19 protein-coding genes are annotated in these 20,515 nt (G+C 35.9%); 17 read left to right on the top strand and 2 right to left on the bottom strand.

Annotated elements, in window-relative coordinates:
* Positions 1–302: 302 nt before the first annotated feature.
* The 6 genes from F7731_RS11900 (at position 303) to F7731_RS11925 (ending at position 5,847) form a co-directional block, all read left to right on the top strand.
* Complete coding sequence (locus F7731_RS11900; protein ID WP_151534998.1) at positions 303–923, top strand: hypothetical protein; 621 nt, start codon at positions 303–305, stop codon at positions 921–923.
* Positions 898–1,470 carry a 7-cyano-7-deazaguanine synthase gene (locus F7731_RS11905; protein WP_151534999.1) on the top strand — a complete coding sequence of 191 codons (573 nt, stop codon included), beginning with the start codon at positions 898–900 and terminating at the stop codon, positions 1,468–1,470. The genes F7731_RS11900 and F7731_RS11905 overlap by 26 nt, the downstream gene beginning before the upstream one ends.
* Complete coding sequence (locus F7731_RS11910; protein ID WP_151535000.1) at positions 1,463–2,431, top strand: hypothetical protein; 969 nt, start codon at positions 1,463–1,465, stop codon at positions 2,429–2,431. Before F7731_RS11905 ends, F7731_RS11910 begins: the two co-directional genes overlap by 8 nt.
* Positions 2,432–3,343, top strand: coding sequence for a CBASS oligonucleotide cyclase (locus F7731_RS11915; RefSeq protein ID WP_151535001.1), 912 nt, complete (start codon positions 2,432–2,434; stop codon positions 3,341–3,343).
* A gap of 855 nt (positions 3,344–4,198) precedes the next feature.
* Positions 4,199–4,792: a hypothetical protein gene (locus F7731_RS11920; RefSeq protein ID WP_151535002.1), complete on the top strand. Its 594-nt coding sequence runs from the start codon at positions 4,199–4,201 to the stop codon at positions 4,790–4,792.
* Positions 4,789–5,847 (top strand): DUF262 domain-containing protein, encoded by a 1,059-nt coding sequence (locus F7731_RS11925; protein WP_151535003.1) that lies wholly within the window; start codon positions 4,789–4,791, stop codon positions 5,845–5,847. Before F7731_RS11920 ends, F7731_RS11925 begins: the two co-directional genes overlap by 4 nt.
* Positions 5,848–6,228: 381 nt before the next feature.
* On the opposite strand, the gene F7731_RS26470 is transcribed toward F7731_RS11925, so the two are convergent.
* Positions 6,229–6,393, bottom strand: coding sequence for a hypothetical protein (locus F7731_RS26470; protein WP_170289694.1), 165 nt, complete (start codon positions 6,391–6,393; stop codon positions 6,229–6,231).
* Between the two features lie 242 nt (positions 6,394–6,635).
* On the opposite strand from F7731_RS26470, the gene F7731_RS11930 reads away from it, so the two are divergent.
* The 7 genes from F7731_RS11930 (at position 6,636) to F7731_RS11960 (ending at position 14,247) form a co-directional block, all read left to right on the top strand.
* A complete protein-coding gene (locus F7731_RS11930; RefSeq protein WP_151535004.1) occupies positions 6,636–8,864 on the top strand; it encodes an AAA domain-containing protein in 2,229 nt (742 codons plus the stop codon).
* A gap of 154 nt (positions 8,865–9,018) precedes the next feature.
* Complete coding sequence (locus tag F7731_RS11935; protein WP_425481996.1) at positions 9,019–9,435, top strand: MarR family winged helix-turn-helix transcriptional regulator; 417 nt, start codon at positions 9,019–9,021, stop codon at positions 9,433–9,435.
* A 100-nt stretch (positions 9,436–9,535) separates the two neighbouring features.
* A complete protein-coding gene (locus F7731_RS11940; protein WP_151535006.1) occupies positions 9,536–10,528 on the top strand; it encodes an LLM class flavin-dependent oxidoreductase in 993 nt (330 codons plus the stop codon).
* Positions 10,529–10,690: 162 nt separating this feature from the next.
* Positions 10,691–11,014 (top strand): hypothetical protein, encoded by a 324-nt coding sequence (locus F7731_RS11945; RefSeq protein ID WP_151535007.1) that lies wholly within the window; start codon positions 10,691–10,693, stop codon positions 11,012–11,014.
* A gap of 92 nt (positions 11,015–11,106) precedes the next feature.
* Positions 11,107–11,361 (top strand): DUF1292 domain-containing protein, encoded by a 255-nt coding sequence (locus F7731_RS11950; protein ID WP_151535008.1) that lies wholly within the window; start codon positions 11,107–11,109, stop codon positions 11,359–11,361.
* 310 nt (positions 11,362–11,671) lie between these two features.
* Complete coding sequence (locus tag F7731_RS11955; protein ID WP_151535009.1) at positions 11,672–12,880, top strand: MFS transporter; 1,209 nt, start codon at positions 11,672–11,674, stop codon at positions 12,878–12,880.
* Positions 12,881–12,963: 83 nt separating this feature from the next.
* Positions 12,964–14,247 carry an MFS transporter gene (locus tag F7731_RS11960; protein WP_425481997.1) on the top strand — a complete coding sequence of 428 codons (1,284 nt, stop codon included), beginning with the start codon at positions 12,964–12,966 and terminating at the stop codon, positions 14,245–14,247.
* A 302-nt stretch (positions 14,248–14,549) separates the two neighbouring features.
* Here the strand turns inward: F7731_RS11960 and F7731_RS11965 are convergent, their stop codons facing one another.
* Positions 14,550–16,079, bottom strand: a complete 1,530-nt coding sequence (locus F7731_RS11965; RefSeq protein ID WP_151535011.1) for a class I adenylate-forming enzyme family protein — start codon at positions 16,077–16,079, stop codon at positions 14,550–14,552.
* Between the two features lie 442 nt (positions 16,080–16,521).
* Between F7731_RS11965 and F7731_RS11970 the strand changes: the two genes are divergently transcribed.
* The 4 genes from F7731_RS11970 to F7731_RS11985 all read left to right on the top strand — a co-directional run bounded on the left by F7731_RS11970 (position 16,522) and on the right by F7731_RS11985 (position 20,500).
* Positions 16,522–17,697, top strand: a complete 1,176-nt coding sequence (locus F7731_RS11970) for a CaiB/BaiF CoA transferase family protein (protein WP_170289695.1) — start codon at positions 16,522–16,524, stop codon at positions 17,695–17,697.
* A gap of 25 nt (positions 17,698–17,722) precedes the next feature.
* Positions 17,723–18,889, top strand: coding sequence for an acyl-CoA dehydrogenase family protein (locus F7731_RS11975; protein WP_151535013.1), 1,167 nt, complete (start codon positions 17,723–17,725; stop codon positions 18,887–18,889).
* A gap of 119 nt (positions 18,890–19,008) precedes the next feature.
* Positions 19,009–19,881, top strand: coding sequence for an HpcH/HpaI aldolase/citrate lyase family protein (locus F7731_RS11980; protein ID WP_151535014.1), 873 nt, complete (start codon positions 19,009–19,011; stop codon positions 19,879–19,881).
* 139 nt (positions 19,882–20,020) lie between these two features.
* The gene (locus F7731_RS11985; RefSeq protein WP_151535015.1) at positions 20,021–20,500 is read left to right on the top strand and encodes a MaoC family dehydratase; all 480 of its coding nucleotides are present in this window, start codon (positions 20,021–20,023) and stop codon (positions 20,498–20,500) included.
* Positions 20,501–20,515 lie beyond the last annotated feature (15 nt).

Below are 20,515 nucleotides of genomic sequence, written 5' to 3' on the forward strand. Positions count from 1 at the left end.
TAAATGAATTAACACAACACAAGAGTTTTGCTCTTACGCTAAAATATATCTTTAAGAACAACGAAATTTAATCGACACGAAAACTGCCAAATTAATTTTTGGCAGTTTTTTTACATCATATGTATTGAAGTAACTAATTTATATAGATTTATTGTGTATATTTGATATCATAGAATTTGATGGAATGTAATTCCAATTTACTATGACTATTATCTTGCATTATTTGAACGAGAAGTAGTTTGCCTTATTATAGGCTTCTACTTTTGTTATAAAAAAATTTGACTTTGTGGGTGAATTGGTTTATGGCAGATCCGAATAAAATAAATCAAATCAAAAAACTAAGGAAAAAAGCGGAGAATTCTAGAAATGCATACTTTATGTTATCTAAAAAATTTAGATTATCAAGTAGTTTATTGCACTTTTTAATATTAATAGGTTCTACTGTAGTTGCCATTTTAACTTTCGCCAATTTTGATGTATTTTTACCTCTGATTAAAAACTTAACAGAGGCTGTTTATAAAGTAGTTATTGGTTTATTAGCCTCTATGGTATTTATATTTACAGTTATAGAAGAGTTCTTGAACTTATCAAGAAGAGCTTCTGAATATGAAAGTGCAGGGAAGCAATTAACTTCATTTATTCGCTATGCAGATTCTATTGAAAAACGGACAAATGTAACAGATGAAGATATCGACCATTTAACCTTACATTACACATTAATATGTGAGACAACCCCCATGATACCCGATAAGTATTTTCTTATGGCTAAAAGGCATCTTTATAGGAAAATTGAGATAAGTAAGGCACTTGAACATAATCCTCACATGATTCTATGGTTGTACAAGTTTAAAAAGATGTTAATAGAACTAAAAATAGCAGAAAGGAATGAGGTGAATAATGGGGAAAGTGATGAGAAAGAGTAACACTGCGCTGGTACTGTTTAGCGGAGGTATAGATTCTACTGCATTACTTGAATACTATCTTTCAAAAAAATATGAGGTTTCAGCTTTATTTTTTGATTATGGACAACCAAGCAGTAAAAATGAAAAACAGGTAGTTCAAGAAATTTGCCGGTACTATGAAATTAATTTAATTAAATCAAACACAGGCTTTTCTTTAACGAATAATAATGGTGAATTCGTAGGAAGAAATGCATTGCTTATTACAGCAGCCCTAAGTTTTCTTCCATCAAATTATTCAAAGATTGCAATAGGGATTCATGCTGGAACTCCTTATTATGATTGCTCTCAAACCTTCGTGGAAGATTGCCAAAGAATAATAGATGGTTATTTTAGCGGTACTGTATTACTTGATGTTCCATTTCTCCAATTTACCAAAAAACAAATAATAGATTATTGCATACAGAAATCTATACCCGTCGATCTAACTTATAGTTGTGAACTTGGTCATGAGGGGAATTGTGGGAGATGTTTATCATGCAAAGATAGGAGGAGGATTCTGAATGAGTAGGTACTTATGTAAGGAAAGGTTAGTAAATGGAATAGAAGCGACTACACCAATTCTAATACCGTCCTTTTCGAGTAAAGGCATAAGGCGGTTTGATGAAATCTTTTATAACTTAAAAGACTATTTATCAGATGCTACACTATTTAGTTCTTATGATTTATATTACAAACTAATCGATGGTAAACAAATATATGAAACCGAAATACTATTTATTGATAGCGGTGGTTATGAAACAGGAATTGAACCAGATTTGTCAGAAGTTTATGATTTTCCACATAAACCATTTGATTGGAATGAAGAGTTTTATTTTAAGCAAATAGCCTGTATTGAACCGATGACCGATATTGTGTTAATTAATTACGATTATATGGGACTATCAGTAATTGAACAAATAAATAAGGCGAATTCTATTTTTAGGCAGTTCCCTTTGTTTTCCAGTGACTTTTTAATTAAAGCAGAAAGCGGAGAAGGGAAAATAAATATTGAGAGTGTCATTAATAATGTATCTAGGTTATCTTCATTTTCAATTGTGGGTTTCACTGAAAAGGAGTTAGGTTATTCGGTATATGAAAGATGCCAGAATATATATAAAATCAGGACTGCTCTTGATGATAAAGGATTAAAACAGCCTATTCATATTTTTGGTTGCTTAGACCCACTAAACATTATTGTATATTTTTTGTGCGGAGCAGATATATTTGATGGATTATCATGGTTAAGATATGGCTTTAAAGATAATAATCCTGTTTATTTTAATAGCTTTTCTATTTCAAGTGGGAAATGGAATCTAAGAACAGATGAACTAAAACTGATTTCTTATTTAGAGAACATAAAAACTTTAAATAACCTAAAACATAAAATGAAATTATTTACTCAGGAAAACGATTTGGCTGTTTTTGAATTGGATGAAATGACTGAAAGAGAGATAACCAAAATAATAGAATTAGTGAAGGAGGAGAAGTAATTGGGCAGCGGTGGAGGTTGGAATGTTCCAACGAAAAGTTTATCGGCTTTATTAAAAGACCAAGCTATTCAACAGCAAAAGGAAAACGAAAGAGCAATTAACGATTATCTTAAATCACTATTATCGGAGCTGAATAATCGTGATACAGAACAAGTTCAACGTCACTTGAATACGCTACAACGCGCAATAGAAAAAGAAGTAGATGGAACTGTTGACCTTTTATTTGGTGGCTCTATAAGTAAACATACCTATGCGCAAGGATTAAGTGATGTGGACATGTTAGTTAGGATTAATAATAGTGACTTAGCAAACGCAAAACCTCAAGATGTATTAGATTATTTTGTTAATCAAATCAAAAATAGACTCCCAAAAACAGAAGTGAAAAAAGGTGATTTAGCTGTTACTGTTAAATTCAGAAGTGGTTATGAAGTTCAATTATTACCAAGTATAAAGACAGCTACTGGTTATAAAATTGCAAAACCTAGTATTAACGAATGGAGTAACGTTATTAAGCCTAAGAAATTTGCTGAAAAGCTATCTAAGGTAAATCAATCAAATGGTGGTAAGGTTATACCGATGATTAAACTGTTCAAGAGTATTAACGACCAATTCCCCAAGAAAAACCGTCTTTCTGGCTACCATATTGAATCGTTAGCAATAGAGGCTTTCAAAAATAATCAAACATTTCCTAAGACGGTAAAAGAAGCAATCCAAAAATTTTGTCTGCATTCCAGGTCAGCTGTTTTAAGTCCGATTAAAGATAGTACCGGTCAATCTTTACATGTAGATGATTACTTAGGTGGAAAAGATAGTATCAGTAGAAAAAGAATAAGTATTAATTTCAGAATTTTAGAAAAGAAAATTAATAATGCTAGTTCAATTAATGAATGGAAGGACATACTTGGAAAATAGATGAAATGAGGCATAGGAGTCGTAGAAGCCCCTCCTCATAGCGAAAGCTAGGCAGAATAAGGTGTATTTGTAGTAGAGTGCTTGATAAAGTGAGACCTGGGCGAGCCGAGAGTATGAGAATCCTGCTCTGGGCACCTTAAATAATCCATACTCTATTAAAGCCCCAAAATTATTTGGTTATAAGATTCTATCAAATTACATCTTTCAGAGTGGATTCCACTTTCAATATCAAGATTAAAGGAAGATGACAAGTGGCAGTAAAGATTACTTTCACTTTGTGACTATAGATAAATAATATTATCTCTAAATATCCATAGGAATCTCTTGCTAAACTATCGCTTTGCTAGATTATTAAAATATTGACTTAATCATTTCTAATTCAATCATGTAATTCTTGAAGAGAGGGCTGTCCTCAATCTTATTTTTCAAGGCCGAAAAGATAGCAAGTTGTAATTATTCACTTTGAGGAATAAGTATTTTATTTTTTTGTTCATTATTCATAGAGTAAAGCAAATTGCACATTCATTTTTTGTGGTAAATACGTGGTAAATATTTAAAATTTTTTTGGATATAAATATTAACTTATTATTAAGAAGGATGGTAGAAATATTTGTCGAATAGTTTTAATTCCAAATTCCGGTATCGCAACTTGACATGGAGCCTTTATGGGCAAGCTCCTTTAGCCAAGAAGCCAACAGTCATAAGGCTGGGCTATGCTATGCTATGCCACATAGGCTAGTAGCATGCCGCCATTCTATGTAAATTCACAGCATAATTTTTTCATTGCAAAACTCTGCACTTTTATTTTGCAAAATACAATAGTTTAAAGACAATAAAAATAATATGGGTGAAAGTATGGATATAGATAAGATTCGAAAAGAAATTATAGAAAGTGACACTGATACCATATTTAGAAATTATTTAAATGGAAATGATGTATGGTATTTTAAAGTCTTCCTTGGTGACCGAGATTATTCGAGTAAATACGATGAATTCAAACGCTATGTGAATAATAAACTTAAAATTCGTTTCAATGAAATTGCCATTTTTGGAAGTGCTAAGTGTGGCTTTAGTTTATCTCCCGATAATAATCTGTCATTATTTCGTGAGGAATCTGACATTGACTTGGCATTAGTATCTAGAGATTTATATATGGAGTTTTGGGATCAATATTTAAAAAAGTTATATAGGGGTGAAATAGTAAATTACAATAAATTTGCAAAAGGTATTTTCAGAAAGTTTATTGAACTTGATCAGTTTCCAGAAGATATTTTTCTCTATCAGGAATGGGAGAAATTAGCTGATGCAGAGTTTTATCAACACCTTCAATTCGAATTTGGTATATCTCATGATATAAACTATCGTATATTTGAATCATGGGATGCTGTAGAAAATTATTATAAAGCTGGAATTTCAGAACTTAAGCGTAAATTGGAGGTTAATATATGAGAAGAATTGATTTTATAACAACTGAAGTCCAATCTGTAAAATGGTTTATGGATCGTATAAAACACGATACATTAATAATAGATCAATCATTCCAAAGAAAGTTTGTTTGGAGGATTAAAGAGCAAGTAAGACTTATAGAGACAATATTATTAGGTTTTTCTATACCTGAAATTTATATATGGATGACAGAAACCGATCCAGATACAGGAGAATCAACGTATAGTTTAGTTGACGGACAACAAAGGCTAACAACGGTAAAAGAATTTATTAATGGGAAATTTAAGTTGCATTCGGGCTACTTAGATGACGAAGAGTCAACAATATATGCCAATAAATATTTTAGTGAGCTTGATCCTGAAGATAAGAAAGCCATTTGGGATTATCCTTTTTCTACACGTGTAATTAAAAGGGAAATAAGAGAAGAAGATATAATAAAGATGTTTTTAAGGTTGAACAGTACAGATAAACAGTTAAATCCTCAGGAACTAAGAAATGCTGAATTTGGAGGATTATTTATCAAACTTGCGGATGAAATTAGTCAGCATCCTTTTTGGGAGAAGTACAGAGTATTTAGTTCTTCTCAAATAAGAAGGATGACAGATATAGAATTTATTAGTCAGATTTTAATTTTCTTACGTGAAGGGATTACGGGAGAAACTACCCAAAAATATCTTAATTTGGTCTATGATAAGTATAATGAAAAATACGATGAGTATGAAAATGACAAGAAGAATTTTTTAAAAATGATAATGGAATTGGATAAGATTATGGAGATTTCAGAAGAGAACGCTGATTTTTTTAGTAAAAGAACCCACTTATATTCATTCCTAATAATTATTTACTTTATGTTAGAAAAGGGCTTGGACATTTCTGAATACAATGAAAAAATAGGTAATTTCATCATTTATTATAATGACAAAACTGATGACTTGAATATTTCTAAGGATGAAAAGAGATTGGTAAGTGACTATAGAAAATATGTTCAAGAGGGTACACAAAGTAAAGCTAGACGAATAGCTCGGGTACGTCTATTAAAGTCTTATCTAAATATATAAATGGTTCGATAATTTCCGAATTTACCAACTTATTCAAAAAGTCTACCTAAAAAGTAGGCTTTTTCTTTACACGGATGTAGAAGAAATTTTAAGGCATTAGGACCGAGGGTTTTTTAGAAAACGTTTAAGGGAAAAATCACCTAGAAACAAACTATCGCTAAGAATTTATGGTTTAAACTAATAACAAACAAAACACCCCAGCACCCCATTTATTGCCGCATACACTCTGGATACGTAAAGTACCTAACAAAGCATATAATAAAACCTAAACAAAACAAAAAATACCAGAATCTTTGGTGCCTGCCCCCCTAGTACGGTAATTCTTTCTTCGACTAGGGGACAGTCCTTTTTTATTCTAAAAACCACTCGCTAGAGAGGCTCTTAATCCCGCATCGCCACAGCTTCCCCTGATGTCATCGCACCTTGCCCTTCACTTACATCTTTCCTAATTTTTTGTTTCACTTTCTGCAGATCCGTTCCAGCAAATCCTGATGTCATATTAGAACCAGAACCTAAATTCTTATTAGCTTGTTGATTCTGTTGCATACAAATCCTCTGCGATTGATTACTTAGCTTACATAGTATTTTCCATTACCGCTAGTATATCCGGATGGTTTACGCCCTTTCTCAAATGACGATAGTTTTTTTCCAATGATTACAATCAGAAATACGCATGCGGTTCACCGTACGTGGCAATCATTTTAATGTATAATAACCGTCAGAAGGATTTGCATGTGACGGACTTGATTGGACACAATCTATGAGTAGTAAATAACAAGGGGAAATAAATGACAACAACCAAAACATACATCAAAGAATGGCAGCAAGCCTTACAACAAGAGATTAACCACTTAAAAAAGTTTGGCGGAAGCCGTTATTCAGTTATAAATGGAAGGCTGTTATCAAACGACGGCCCGTATAGCTATTATTTTGATACAGCCATCTCATTAAGGATACCCGTTGGTTCCTCCATAAAATTGGAATGGGGAACGATGAAAAGTAGTGGGAAGGTGCTTTCCTCTGAGGGTAGGGGAATCATTCTTGCCTTAGAGCAAAACTTTGGCGATCTCATTCCAGATGCTTATCTGCTGCATGATCCGTGGGAACTACTTGAGCAATTAATCGAGCGCCTAGATGAGATCAAAAAAAGCAAGCAGAAGCGGCTGCGAGTGCAAAGACTGATGAATCCTTCTATGGAAACGAAACATCCTGAAGAGAAGATCAAGAGCAGTGTCCATGAATTGGTTTTGCGGTCCAAATACAATCCGGCCACTTTCGTCTGGGGGCCCCCGGGTACCGGCAAAACATACACATTGGCCAGAACTGCGGCTAATAAATATTTTCAGAAGAAAAAAGTGTTGATTTTGTCGCATAGCAATCAAGCGGTCGATGTGTTGATGAGTGAAGTGACTGATTTTATTAAAAAGAAAAAAAGATTACGTGAAGGGGATGTTCTCCGCTACGGAGGGAACAGTAGGGAAACTCTATCAGCCCATCACGAAATTACAACAAATTTGCTGATTGAAAAGCAGGACCCGCTCCTTGCTCAGGATAGAGAGAGATTAGTTGAAGAAAGGCGCCACTTAAAGCAAGACTTGGCTCATTCTTTCAGTAAACGAGATTCGGATCATCTGCTGGAACTGGAAACAAAAATTACTAGGATCCTGGAAAAGGTCCGGAAGAAAGAATTGGAATTAGTCAAAGATGCATTCATTGTCGGCACGACGCTGGCAAAGGCGGCTAGCGATAGCGCGATTTATGAACAGGGTTATGACCTCGTCATCCTCGATGAAGCAAGTATGGCTTATGTACCACAGGCAGCTTTTGCCGCAGCCTTGGGAAAGCGAGTCATTATTTGCGGTGACTTCAAACAGTTGCCTCCAATTGCTTCGAGCCGGGACCCACTTGTGGCCAAATGGCTGAAAGAGGATGTGTTCCATAAGGCTGGAGTTGTCGATTGGCTGAATGATGAGAAGCTTCATCCCCATCTTTTTTTATTAAAAGAACAGCGGCGGATGCACCCGGATATTTCAGCTTTTACGAATCGCTACATTTATCATTCGCTCGTGGGCGATCACGAAAGTGTTAATAAAAGCAGAAATAAAATCACAAGCCTTGCTCCATTTAAAGAGCGAGCGGCTGTGCTTGTCGATTCGAGTTTCACAGGTCTACATTGTATTAGCGATAAAACAACGAATTCGCGATTCAATCTTTTGCAGCTGCTCATGTCCTTTCAATTAATTCATGAAGCATACGTAGGTGGAGCGAAATCGATCGGGTATGTCACCCCATATCGTGCTCAAGCGAATCTCATGGAGATGCTTCTTGAAGAGATCTATGAGGAAGAGCGCAGCCAAGCGGATATCATTGCGGCGACAGTCCATCGATTCCAGGGAAGTGAACGGGATGTGATGATCTTTGATACGGTTGATAGTGCCCCTCAAGATCGGGCGGGTATGCTACTAACAGGCAAAGAAAGTGAACGTTTGATTAATGTCGCTATCACAAGAACGAAAGGAAAATTTCTTCACGTCAGCAACAGAGATTTTATCGAAAAGCATGTTTATCCAAGAAAAACGCTGCGCCAACTCGTTGACCATCAAGTAAGGAACAAACAAGCGGTCACAACAAAAGAAATAGGTTCATGGATTCACAATCAACATCCAAAATTAAGGTGGATGCATGCACGAAAATTGGAAGCTGTTTTTAAGGATCTAAGTTCGGCAAAGTCATCGATTACTATCTCCTTGCCAGAGAGAAGCAAATTATCTGAAGAATGGACAAGGCAGTTATTAAATAGAGGAAAACAAGTAAAATTAACCGTTATTTCGCATCAACAGTGGAGCGAGTGTGATGTCTGGCTGGAAGAGAGCTTTCCATTTCCGTTTGTGATTATTGACGAGAAAGTTTTATGGCTCGGACTTCCGCTCGAAGGCGCTAGAGGAATCCAGCCCCCTTATGTAGCAGCTAGACTTCGTTCGAATAAAGTGTGTGAATACTTGTTAAAACAAATTTAGGTAAGATGGTTACGAAGGTGTCATGCTCTACTGCAGTAATTCTTTAATACTGTGGGGAGCTGGCACCTTTTTTTCAAACAAATTTCTTGAAAATAAACCAATTTATCGATATGGTTAGCATACTAACTAGTTACTGCTGAAAGAAGGTATGCTTTTGATTGAGGATGAAATTCGGGAAATTCTTGATGAAATATCAACGAAAAAGCGTAGGAATTATTCGGAAATGTTGCGTCAACTCGGTCTTCATATCGGTCAAGATCAGTTATTATGCCGATTATGGAAAGAGGATGGCGTTACACAGATCCAGTTAAGTGAACGTTTGAGTTGTGAGCCTCCAACTGTTGCAAATATGGTAAAAGCATTGGAAAACTACGGTTTAATCTATCGAGAACGTGATAAATTAGATGCTAGAGTTAACAGAGTCTATTTAACACCGAAGGGTCAAGACCTAAAAGAGCCAATTGAAAAAGTGTGGAGAAAGCAGCAGGATAAGTTATTGGATGGAATGTCAACCGAGGAGCTTTTAATATTAAAAAAACTCTTGAACAAAATGGCTGAGAATTTATCATAAGCTCAGCTTTTTCAAGAAAAACGTTAGCATACTAATGAATTTCCGGATAATAAAGAGCGTAAATAATAAGTTCACAACCCGATTGGAAGGATGTTAAAAAATGCGTTTAAGTATATTAGACCAAGCCCCTATTACGATGGGAAATAAGGCTGCAGATGCTTTGAAAAAGGCAGAACAATTGGCCATTTTAGGCGATGAATTAGGTTATCATCGAATGTGGATGGCAGAACATCATGCAACCAATACTTTTGCCAGTTCAGCTCCGGAAGTGGCAACAGCACACTTAGCTGCTAAAACAAGAAATATTCGGGTCGGTACTGGGGGAGTAATGATGATGCATTATTCTCCATTAAAGCTAGCTGAGGTGTTTAAAACGTTAAGTGCATTTTCACCGGGCAGAATTGATTTTGGTGTCGGTCGAGCTCCGGGTGGGGATCAGCGCTCCATCTATGCTTTATCGGAGGGGCGACAGCCGCTGATGCATAATATGTATGAAAAATTTGATACGGCATTGCAGTTAATCAATGATGAAGTACCTATAGATGACTTATATAATCAAACCATTGCCACACCATCCCGAGTCGTTTTACCGGAGGCTTGGCTGTTGGGCTCGACTGGTAATAGTGCTATTCAGGCAGGGGTAAGGGGAGTTGGCTATTCATTTGCACAGTTTTTTAATGGGGAGATGACTAAGGAGATCTTGGATTTATACAAAAAGAATTTTCAACCCTCAGCTTTTATGGAGAAACCGGAAATCAATGTTTCCTATATGGTGACAACAGCCGAAACAAAAGAAGAGGCGGAATTCGAAGCAAAGCCTCAAGATATTTGGCGCTTACTTTTTATGAAGGGCAGAATTGCACCACTTTTGACACCTGAGGAGGCCCGTGATTATCCATTGACGGAAATGGATCGCATGACCATTCAAGAAAATCGTAAAATCCATTTAGTTGGGGATGCAAAAGAAATCGCAACATTGCTGCAAAAAGAACAAGAGCAATACGGATTTGATGAAGCGATGATTGTCAGTATTCCCCATTCACAAGAGAAACGTCTGGTTGTTTACCGATTATTGGCTCGGGAATTATTGTAAGAGAAAACTGGATATTAATGTTGAAATATTTATGAGATGGTGAAGGCAAATTATTGGCTATTGGTGAAATTTTGATAGATAAATGTTTGAGTAAATTAAGCGATTAATTTTTAATGGTTATACTAAAAATATATATGAGTAAGATAAGTAAGGAGCGACAAGATGCCGCGAAGGTCCGCACAAACAAATGAAGCGACGGATAAGGAAAATATTATTCATTTGCCAAATAATGAACAAAACAAAGATGAAGTTGGTAACCTTTCTCGTATGTTAGCAGCAGTGTTAGATTATCTGTCAGATGAAGAAGTAGAGGAGATAGATGTCCAATACATTTTGGAAAAGACGGAAGGTCTTCGTGAATGGTGGAATCTATATCGAGAAAGCAACAGGAAACTAATTGAGGAAGAAATTAGAGAATCTTTAGGTGAACTGTCTTTGGAAGAACTTCAAAGGATCCGTGAACAGATAAAAGAAAAACAGGATTGAATGTACAGCAGTTAAATTAACCTAATGGCAAACAAAATTGTTTGAAGGAATCGTTACAAAAAACATATTTAATAAAGGAGAGGGGCTATCTCATGGAAAACATTGAAGTAGGCGAAATCATTACAAATGACCAGGGCGAGGATATTGAAGTGCTGGCAGTGGTAAATTTGGAAGGGACAAAATACGTTGCACTCGGATTTGTAGAGGATCTTCAAGCAGAAACTGAGGAAGACATTGATATTTTCTTTTTAAAGCTCAACCAGGATGGAAATTTCACAGCCATTGAAAGCGATGAGGAATTCGACAGAGTTTCTTCAGCCTTTGATGAAATAATGCAAGAAGACTAATACTTTACACGATAACAAAAAACCTTGCTTTCCTTAAAAAGACAGCCAGCTAATTATATTACGCTAATAATAGCGAGCATTCGATGTCCTAGGGCAGAGAGTGCTTTTTTTCATGCTTCGTTTTCATTGGCGACAATCTTTATTTACTTACTAACCAAAAGTCATACTTAGATGTCTGAAAATCTTTTTTTCGAAAATAGATGAACACTTCACGTTTGGTAAATCGAGGCATTCATGGTTAAATAGATTGTAAGTAAATATCTGACAATTTCAAATTCATTCGAGAGTTAACTCAAGTAGGAGGAAGTATATGATTAAGGAAAGGCTTTGGACGAAGGACTTTATTATCGTTTCTTTGATCAATTTTTTATTAACGCTTGTATTTTTTTCATTGATTGTGACGATTGCTCCTTATGCTGTTGAAAAATTCGATGCCTCAACAAGTGTAGCAGGGCTCGTATCAAGCATTTTTGTAATTGGCGTTTTGATTGGGCGGTTAGTAACAGGGCGTAAGATTCAAGATGCAGGAAGTAAGAAAATTTTATTTACGGGTTTGATTTTATTTATTATCACAACCGCTTTATATTTTACTGCCATTCATTTACCGATATTGTTACTGAATAGATTCCTTCATGGATTCGCTCTTGGGGTTGCTAGTACGGCTGTGGGAACGATTATTGCCCAAATTATTCCAAAAAATAGGCGTGGTGAAGGAATTGGCTATTATAGTTTGAGCACTATTTTAGCTTCTGCCATTGGCCCGTTAGTGGGAATTCAATTCACACAATATGGGGATTATTCAATGGTTTTTATATTTAATCTAATATTATCTTTCCTTTGTCTATTAATATCTTTCACTCTGAAAATACCTGTTTTTCAATCTATAAAGGAAAATCCCGAAAAAGCTGATCATGGCTTTAAAATTTCTAATTTCCTTGAACCAATGGCGATACCCATTTCTATTGTTGGACTTGTCATTGGCTTTTGTTATTCAGGTGTGATGTCATTTCTTACTTTTTACACAAAGGAAATTCAATTAGTTGAGGCTGGGAGCTTCTTCTTCCTTGTATATGCCATCATTATCATTCTTTCAAGGCCTTTTACAGGAAGATTAATGGATTTAAAAGGGGCAAATATTGTTGTTTATCCTTGTCTCATCATTTTTTCAGCAGGAATGGTTCTATTTAGCCAAGCGCACAGTGGATTCGTTTTACTATTGGCGGGTGCACTTATTGGCTTAGGTTATGGGAACTTTAATTCTATTGCTCAAGCAACAGCTATAAAAGTCACTGCGTCTCATCGCTTAGGTTTAGCTACATCAACCTATTTTATTTTATATGATGTAGGGCTTGGAACCGGACCTTATTTGCTTGGATTCCTTGCTCCGATATTTGGCTACCGTGGTCTTTTTTTGGCGATTGCCTTCGTAGCCTTATTATCGATTGTTCTTTATTACTATCTGTATGGAAGAAAGGAAAGAGAGATCTACCAAAGCATTGCGGATAGAACTGCTTTGTAGGAATTTAATACTTAGAATCGGCTGACTCAATAGTTACGTTTTTATTCATCGAATAAATAAATCTAAGAAGGTGTATATAAGTGTTGGCGAAAGAATTAGATTCTACTGAGTATGATATAGAGTCACCCGAAAAGTTAAGAAAGTTATATAAACGAGTGTTATTTGTTGTCAGTCTATCACAAATTTTTGGTGGGGCAGGACTTGCGGCAGGTGTGACGGTAGGGGCTCTTTTGGCTCAACAAATGCTGGGAACGGATGCCTATGCAGGTATTCCTTCGGCTTTATTAACTTTTGGGTCAGCAGGAGCAGCTTTAATCGTAGGAAGGCTTTCTCAAAGGTATGGACGACGTACAGGTTTATCGACAGGTTTTATGGTTGGTGGACTGGGAGCCATTGGGGTTGTGGTAGCTGCGATGATGAATAGTGTGATCCTTTTATTTGCATCTCTCTTAATCTATGGTTCAGGAACGGCGACAAATTTGCAAGCTCGTTATGCGGGAACGGACTTAGCTGACAAGAAGCAACGAGCAAAAGCCATAAGTACGACGATGATGATGACAACATTTGGAGCGGTTGCTGGTCCGAATTTAGTAGGAATTATGGGGGATTTTGCTGTTTCCATTGGTGTACCAGCTCTTGCCGGACCATTTATTTTAGGGGCTGCAGCCTTTAGCTTGGCAGGCCTTGTCCTTTTTATCATGTTGCGTCCTGATCCATTAGAGATTGCCAAAAGGATTGCCATTTTTAAACAAGCAAATGGGCATGAAAAGAAAACAGATTCCTTAAACAAAGGAAGTAATAAAAGTGGTCTTATGGTTGGTGCCACCGTTATGGTTTTAACTCAAATAGTTATGGTTGCCGTTATGACGATGACACCAGTCCATATGAAACATCATGGGCATAGTTTATCTGATGTGGGAATTGTGATCGGATTTCATATAGGTGCCATGTATCTTCCTTCACTTGTAACGGGGATCCTTGTTGATAAAATCGGCCGAACAGCTATGAGCATTGCTTCGGGTGTTACACTGTTATTCGCTAGTTTATTAGCAGCATTTGCACCAGGTGATTCCATGATTTTATTAGTTATTGCTCTTTCTTTACTTGGATTGGGCTGGAATTTCGGCTTAATTAGTGGTACTGCTCAAATTGTTGATTCTACAGAGCCATCAACACGTGCAAAAACTCAAGGAACGCTAGATGTCTGTGTTGCTTTAGCAGGAGCTTCTGGGGGAGCTCTTTCAGGTATGGTCGTAGCGAGTACAAGTTATACTATTTTATCTTTAAGTGGAGGGCTTTTATCACTAGTTCTTATCCCTGTTGTGATTTGGTATCGCTGGAATAAGCATCATGAGGGTTTAATATAAATAACCCCTTCTAAAAATTCACTGTAAAGCAAACGGTGTGGATTTATTGCTATCTTTTGAAGTTATTTACGACTTGCCGAATCTCGATATCTAAATACATCCGGAAATTTTAAAGCAATATATGCCTTCGTCAAAAATGATCAGGGGAGGAAACAAATGACAACCAATACTATTGATGGGGAAAGAGCAACTTTCGGTACTTTCGGTGGTTCATTCACATGATAAATTAATGAAAAGAAAAGGTCTTTAAAAAGAAACACCAAAGAAATTCGTAGGAATTTCTTTGGTGTTTTTCGGTACAATCATTTATTTATAAATTGATTCCTTAATTGATTCTTTTGTATTTTTCCAATAGATGTTCTAGGGAAATCGTCGACAAAATTAATGATTTGAGGGACTTTAAAATAGGATAATTTCTCTTCACAGTATATTTTTATTTCATTTTCTGAAAGGTTTTGTCCTGATTTGATCATTATAAAAGCAGCAACAGATTCTTCTCTTAAATGATCAGGAACGGAGATTACTGCACAATCCTCTACATTTGGATGGTCACGGATGACATTTTCTATTTCAATTGAAGAAATGTTTTCACCTGCACGCTTAATCATATCTTTATTTCGATCCATAAACCAAATGTATCCACTTTTTTGATAATAACCGTTATCGCCAGTGTAAAGCCAACCATCTTTAATAGTCTCATTTGTTGCCTCTATATTTTTATAATACCCCCTCATTAAAGATGGAGATTTGATGATAATTTCTCCAGTTTGGTTCGGACCAAGTTCGATACCATTTTCATCTACAATTTTCACATCATGACCTAGTGCCGCTTTACCAATAGGGACAATTCCAGTTATTTCATCCTGAATTCTCTTATCATAACAAGGTGTAACAATGGAGGTTGTGATGGATTCTGTCATCCCATACCATTGGAATAAACGAATACCGAAACGAGATTCAAACTCTTCTAGTTCATTATATGTAACAAATAACCCATAACCTGCTTGCCTGAGGGTGTGATTTTTTTCGTTTGGATGAGAATCATTTTGTAAAAGCATCTTAATAACAGTAGCGACTAGACTTGACTTTGTGGGTTGATAACGTTGAACGTCATCCCAAAATGTTGACGAGCTAAATTTTTTTAAAAGAACAATTGAGCAACCAACGACGAGTGCAGCCATCGATGTGTAGTATTGGGAATTAACATGAAATAAAGGCAAAAAAATCAAATAGCGGTCAAATGGGGTTAACCACTGATTTCTTACTGAAGTCTCTCCAGCAAATATATAGTTCTCATGTGTAATTTCCGCACCTTTCGGCTTCGATGTTGTACCAGAAGTGTACATAATACAACAAACGTCTTTTGAACTAACATAATCAGAATGATTGTTTGTCGAGTAGTTGTTTAAAATTGTTAGCCAGTTATCTTTAACTACGTCTTTAAATAATAATTCTTTAGATTCTACAACTTCTTTTATCTTATGTGTATACAGGGGGTGCTCACCAATAAATCCAACTGCATCGGAATGATCAATAAAATATTCTATTTCATATGATGTGGAGGCCGTATTAATAGGAACTAGAATAGCACCTATCGCCCCGCATCCAAACCAAAAATAATAAAATTCTGGTGAATTACTTAGCAATACAGCTATTTTGTCCCCCTTTTTAACACCTTTTGTTTTTAGATAGTGCGCAGTCTGATTGACTCGAAATAATAATTCTTCATACGTAATACATTGCTGTTGAAAGTATAGAAATATTTTTTTTGCATGCAGTTCTTTCTTTTCTTTTACTAACTCATATATCGTTTTATCTCCAGTTATAAGCATGACAACAACCCCCTGAAACAAATTTGGAATAAATGGTATACCTAGGCAAGTGATTTAAATGAAGAGAATGAATGGAGCAAGGATAAAAAGCTTTAAAAGTAGTTTTGCATAGTACAATAAATTAATTTAGCCAATTCTGAATTATTTGTTTATTGTGGGTATTTGAGAAATCATATCAAAAAATCAAAGGACAATCAATCATTCTAAAAATTAGAATTGAATTCTATTTTTTAGAATACTAGAAATAAAGAGCGTTTTAGATTAGTAACTAGAAAAAATTTCTAAATATTAGAAATGTATTATCAGTGAAATAGCTCCTTTTGCTGTATTCAATGACTTTTTAGAATTGGCATACATCTTGCATTATATAAAGACAAGGCAAATAAATAAAATGGTTCCTGGTTTAAAGAAGTATGATTTTCTTATCAAAGGGGTTGGAGATATGTTCGAAAATATACGTGTGTTAGATTTTACTCGAGTTTTTTCGGGGCCTTTTTGTACACAGATGCTTGCTGAGCTAGGGGCTGAAGTAATAAAAGTTGAAGTACCTAAAAAAGGAGATGAAACCAGAGGTTGGTATCCTCTTAAGCAGGATTGGAGTGGGTACTTTATGGCATTGAACAGAAGCAAAAAGTCAATTACCTTGAATTTAAAAGAGGAAAGGGCAATCACAATTGTGAAGGAAGTTGTTAAAACTTGTGACGTAGTCGTTGAAAACTTTGCCCCTGGTGTTGCTAAAAGACTAGGAATATCTTATGAAGATCTCAAAGAAGTAAATCCAGATCTTATTTATCTTAGTTTATCCGCTTACGGTCAGTCAGGTCCAAATAGTAAATTAAAAGGATATGACCCAATCATTCAAGCTGATACAGGTGTAATGAGTTTAACTGGGGAGAAAGGAGGTTCACCAGTTAAAACTGCGTTTCCGATTGCGGATATATCCTCAAGCCTATATGGGGCATTTGCTATAGCAGCAGCTTTATATAAGCGATCGATCACAAATGAAGGTGAATACATAGATATCGCTTTATATGATTCAGTTGTTTCCTTAATGGGGATCATTGCGGCTATTCCCTTTTTCAAAAATGAAGTCCCACAGCGGATGGGGTCAGAGCATCCCCATCGTGTACCTAGCAGAAACTATTTAACAGGTGATGGTTCATACATTCACGTTATTAGTAATGAAAGTCAATGGTTCATTCTTTGTGACTTATTAAATTTAGATGAAAAATATAGAAGAAAACCATATACAACAGATCTAGGCAGATTAGAGAACAGGGAAGAAGTTGATAATCAGATCCAAAACGCACTGTTGAATAAATCGGGGAAAGATTGGGTTGCATTATTTAAGGATTATGGGGTTCCATGTTCCTTGGTTAATAATCTTGACCAAGTATTAAAAAGTGAACAAACAAAGTCACGGGAACTTCTTATTAGTTGGACTCAAGATAACTTAGGGGAAGTAACTGGTTTAAACTTCCCCTATAAATTCCTTCATTCGCAATCAAAAGTAACAAGACCAGTACCTAAATTAGGTGAACATACAAATGAAATTCTTAAAGAAATAGGATACACATCCTCCCAGATTACTAATTTAAGGAATGAAGGAATTATATAAACCAACAAACAAGGAGGAATAAAAAATGAATTTTGAATTGACACAAGAACAAGTGATGTTAAGAAAAGTAACTCGAGATATTTGTAAATCTTTTGATGATGAATATTGGAGAAATATTGAAAAGGAACATATCTTCCCTACTGAATTTTGGCAAGCATGTGCTGATGCGGGGTTAATTGGTGTATTAATCTCGGAAGAATATGGAGGTGCAGGGCTAAAGATTACGGATGCAGTCATTATTTTAATGGAGATAGCCAAATCAGCAGCAGGGATGGATGGAGCTTCAACTATACATTTATCAATGTTTGGAGCGAACCCCTTATATTATCATGGGAATAAAGCTCAATTGCAAAAATATCTACCCGACGTTGCCAGTGGAAACCTTCACGTATGTTTTGGGGTAACAGAACCTAATGCTGGAACAGATACAGCAAGGATTACCACATTTGCAAAAAAGCAAGGAGATAAATACATTATCAATGGTCACAAAGTATTTATTACAAAGGCACAAAAGGCAGATCGAATGTTACTACTTGCCCGTACAACTCCTTACGATGAGGTCAAGAAAAAAACGGATGGTATGTCAATTTTCTTTGCTCCGATGGATCGTTCAGCTATTACAATCAATGAAATTGAAAAAATGGGTCGCAATGGAATCGATACGAATGAACTCTTTATTGAAAATTTAGAAGTTGATGAATTTGATTTAATTGGGGAAGAGGGGAAAGGGTTTTACCATCTATTGGACGGATTAAACCCTGAAAGAATACTAATTGCAGCCGAGGCCGTTGGGATGGGATATGGAGCCATTGAAAGGGCTTGTCAATATGCCAATGAAAGAATAGTATTTGGACGTCCGATTGGTCAGAATCAAGGTGTACAATTCCCATTAGCAGATGCATATTCGCATTTGAAAGCAGCGGAAGCATTGATATATCAAGCTTGTTGGTTATACGAGCAAGGTAAACCTTGTGGGGCTGAAGCAAATATGGCGAAATTACGTGGATCAGAAGCTGGATTCAATGCGGTTGATACGGCTTTCCAAACATTCGGTGGATATGCTTATGCTAAAGAATACAATATTGAACGGATCTTCCGGATGGCCCGACTTCCAAGAGTTGCACCTATTACCAATGAATTGGTTAAAAGCTTTGTTGCAGAGAAAGTGTTAGGGTTACCAAGGTCCTATTGATTCGAATAGTGCTATAATAATAGTTTGAAAATTCACTAAGTTAATAGATCTAGTTTCTTTTTTCATATAATTACACAAGGAAATCATCTTATAAATAAAAAATAAGTGAGGGGAAAAGAATGAAACCAATCCGCAGTATGTTATTCGTACCGGGATCTAAGCCAAATTGGTTTAGCAAAATACCTTCTTATAATTCAGACGCAATCATTCTAGATTTAGAAGACAGTGTGCCAGTAAATCTTAAGTCTGAAGCCCGAAACTATGTAGCAAAGGCGATTGCCCCATTAAAGGAACAAGTTCAGAGAGTTTATGTACGAATCAATAGGGGTCCATATGGGTTTGATATAGATGATTTAAATGCAATCGTTCAACCTGAACTCGAAGGTATATTGATACCAAAGATCAATGGACCAGAGGATGTTGATACACTATCTAGTATTGTTTCTGAAATAGAATACAACAAGAATATGGAAATTGGCTCTACGAAGTTTATAGCTACACTTGAAACAGCCCGTTCTATATACCTAGCCTATGAAATTGCTATGAAAGATCGGGTAATTGGTATAGCTGGAGTTAGCCCTAAAAATGGTGATGTATCCCGATCCGTAGGTTATCAATGGACACCTGAAGGATTAGAAAGACTATTTATTCGATCAAAAGTAATATTAGCCGCACGGGCAGCTAATGTAATTCCGATCGGTGGTCTGTGGCAAGATATTCACGATTTAAAGGGATTAAAAGAAGCGGCTCTCTTCAATCGGCAGCTAGGGTTTTTAGGAGAAGTGGTTGTGCATCCTTCAAATGTTTCAATCATAAATGAAGTATACTCTCCATCTAATGAAGAGATCGCATATTATAAAGGAATAATCGAAGCATTTGAAACAGCCCTTAAGGAAGGAGCTGGGGCCGTTTTATATGAAGGCGAACATATAGATTATGCTCATGTAAATACTGCCAAACAAATGCTGAAATTTGCAGAAAATTTCAAATAAAAATAATATAAGGGGCTATTATAATCCAATTTGGCTGTGTGAAATACTAGGTACCTCGCGTTATTTAATAGATCATTAGTTCTTTAAAATTCACGGAAATATTATGTTTCTACTGAAATAAAAACTAGGAGTGATTCTAATGACTGCTGGTAAATTTTACGAAGAACTAATTGTAGGTGACATTTACGAACATCCGATTACTCGTACAGTAACGGAAACAGATAACTTGCTATTTACTACTTTAACACACAATACTCAACCCCTCCATCTCGATGAAGAGTTTGGAAAGTCTTCAATTCACGGAAGTATTATTGTTAACAGTATATTTACCATGGCATTTGCTGTGGGTGTTTCGGTTTCTGATCTTACATTAGGTACAACATTAGGGAATCTAGGATTCGATGAAATAATTTTCCCTGCACCAGTAAGAATTGGAGATACCCTTAGAGGAGTGACTGAGGTGGTTGGGAAAAGGGAATCAAAGTCAAAACCTGATCGGGGAATTGTTTGGTTTGAGCATAGAGGGTACAACCAGAAAGGAGAACTAGTCGTAAAAGCCAAGCGGGCGGCGCTAATGGCAAAAAATAAACAGATTAAGTCACCCCAGAACATATCGTAACATTTGTATTCATCC

The organism is Cytobacillus depressus (genome assembly GCF_008923245.1).
Lineage (GTDB): Bacteria > Bacillota > Bacilli > Bacillales > Cytobacillaceae > Cytobacillus > Cytobacillus depressus.

What these genes read in the sequence shown, in the direction of transcription:
- F7731_RS11900 (WP_151534998.1), top strand. Translation starts at nt 303, where the DNA reads ATGGCAGATCCGAATAAAATAAATCAAATCAAAAAACTAAGGAAAAAA.
- F7731_RS11905 (WP_151534999.1), top strand. Translation starts at nt 898, where the DNA reads ATGGGGAAAGTGATGAGAAAGAGTAACACTGCGCTGGTACTGTTTAGC.
- F7731_RS11910 (WP_151535000.1), top strand. Translation starts at nt 1,463, where the DNA reads ATGAGTAGGTACTTATGTAAGGAAAGGTTAGTAAATGGAATAGAAGCG.
- F7731_RS11920 (WP_151535002.1), top strand. Translation starts at nt 4,199, where the DNA reads ATGGATATAGATAAGATTCGAAAAGAAATTATAGAAAGTGACACTGAT.
- F7731_RS11925 (WP_151535003.1), top strand. Translation starts at nt 4,789, where the DNA reads ATGAGAAGAATTGATTTTATAACAACTGAAGTCCAATCTGTAAAATGG.
- F7731_RS26470 (WP_170289694.1), bottom strand. Translation starts at nt 6,393, where the DNA reads ATGCAACAGAATCAACAAGCTAATAAGAATTTAGGTTCTGGTTCTAAT.
- F7731_RS11930 (WP_151535004.1), top strand. Translation starts at nt 6,636, where the DNA reads ATGACAACAACCAAAACATACATCAAAGAATGGCAGCAAGCCTTACAA.
- F7731_RS11940 (WP_151535006.1), top strand. Translation starts at nt 9,536, where the DNA reads ATGCGTTTAAGTATATTAGACCAAGCCCCTATTACGATGGGAAATAAG.
- F7731_RS11945 (WP_151535007.1), top strand. Translation starts at nt 10,691, where the DNA reads ATGCCGCGAAGGTCCGCACAAACAAATGAAGCGACGGATAAGGAAAAT.
- F7731_RS11950 (WP_151535008.1), top strand. Translation starts at nt 11,107, where the DNA reads ATGGAAAACATTGAAGTAGGCGAAATCATTACAAATGACCAGGGCGAG.
- F7731_RS11955 (WP_151535009.1), top strand. Translation starts at nt 11,672, where the DNA reads ATGATTAAGGAAAGGCTTTGGACGAAGGACTTTATTATCGTTTCTTTG.
- F7731_RS11965 (WP_151535011.1), bottom strand. Translation starts at nt 16,079, where the DNA reads ATGCTTATAACTGGAGATAAAACGATATATGAGTTAGTAAAAGAAAAG.
- F7731_RS11970 (WP_170289695.1), top strand. Translation starts at nt 16,522, where the DNA reads ATGTTCGAAAATATACGTGTGTTAGATTTTACTCGAGTTTTTTCGGGG.
- F7731_RS11975 (WP_151535013.1), top strand. Translation starts at nt 17,723, where the DNA reads ATGAATTTTGAATTGACACAAGAACAAGTGATGTTAAGAAAAGTAACT.
- F7731_RS11980 (WP_151535014.1), top strand. Translation starts at nt 19,009, where the DNA reads ATGAAACCAATCCGCAGTATGTTATTCGTACCGGGATCTAAGCCAAAT.
- F7731_RS11985 (WP_151535015.1), top strand. Translation starts at nt 20,021, where the DNA reads ATGACTGCTGGTAAATTTTACGAAGAACTAATTGTAGGTGACATTTAC.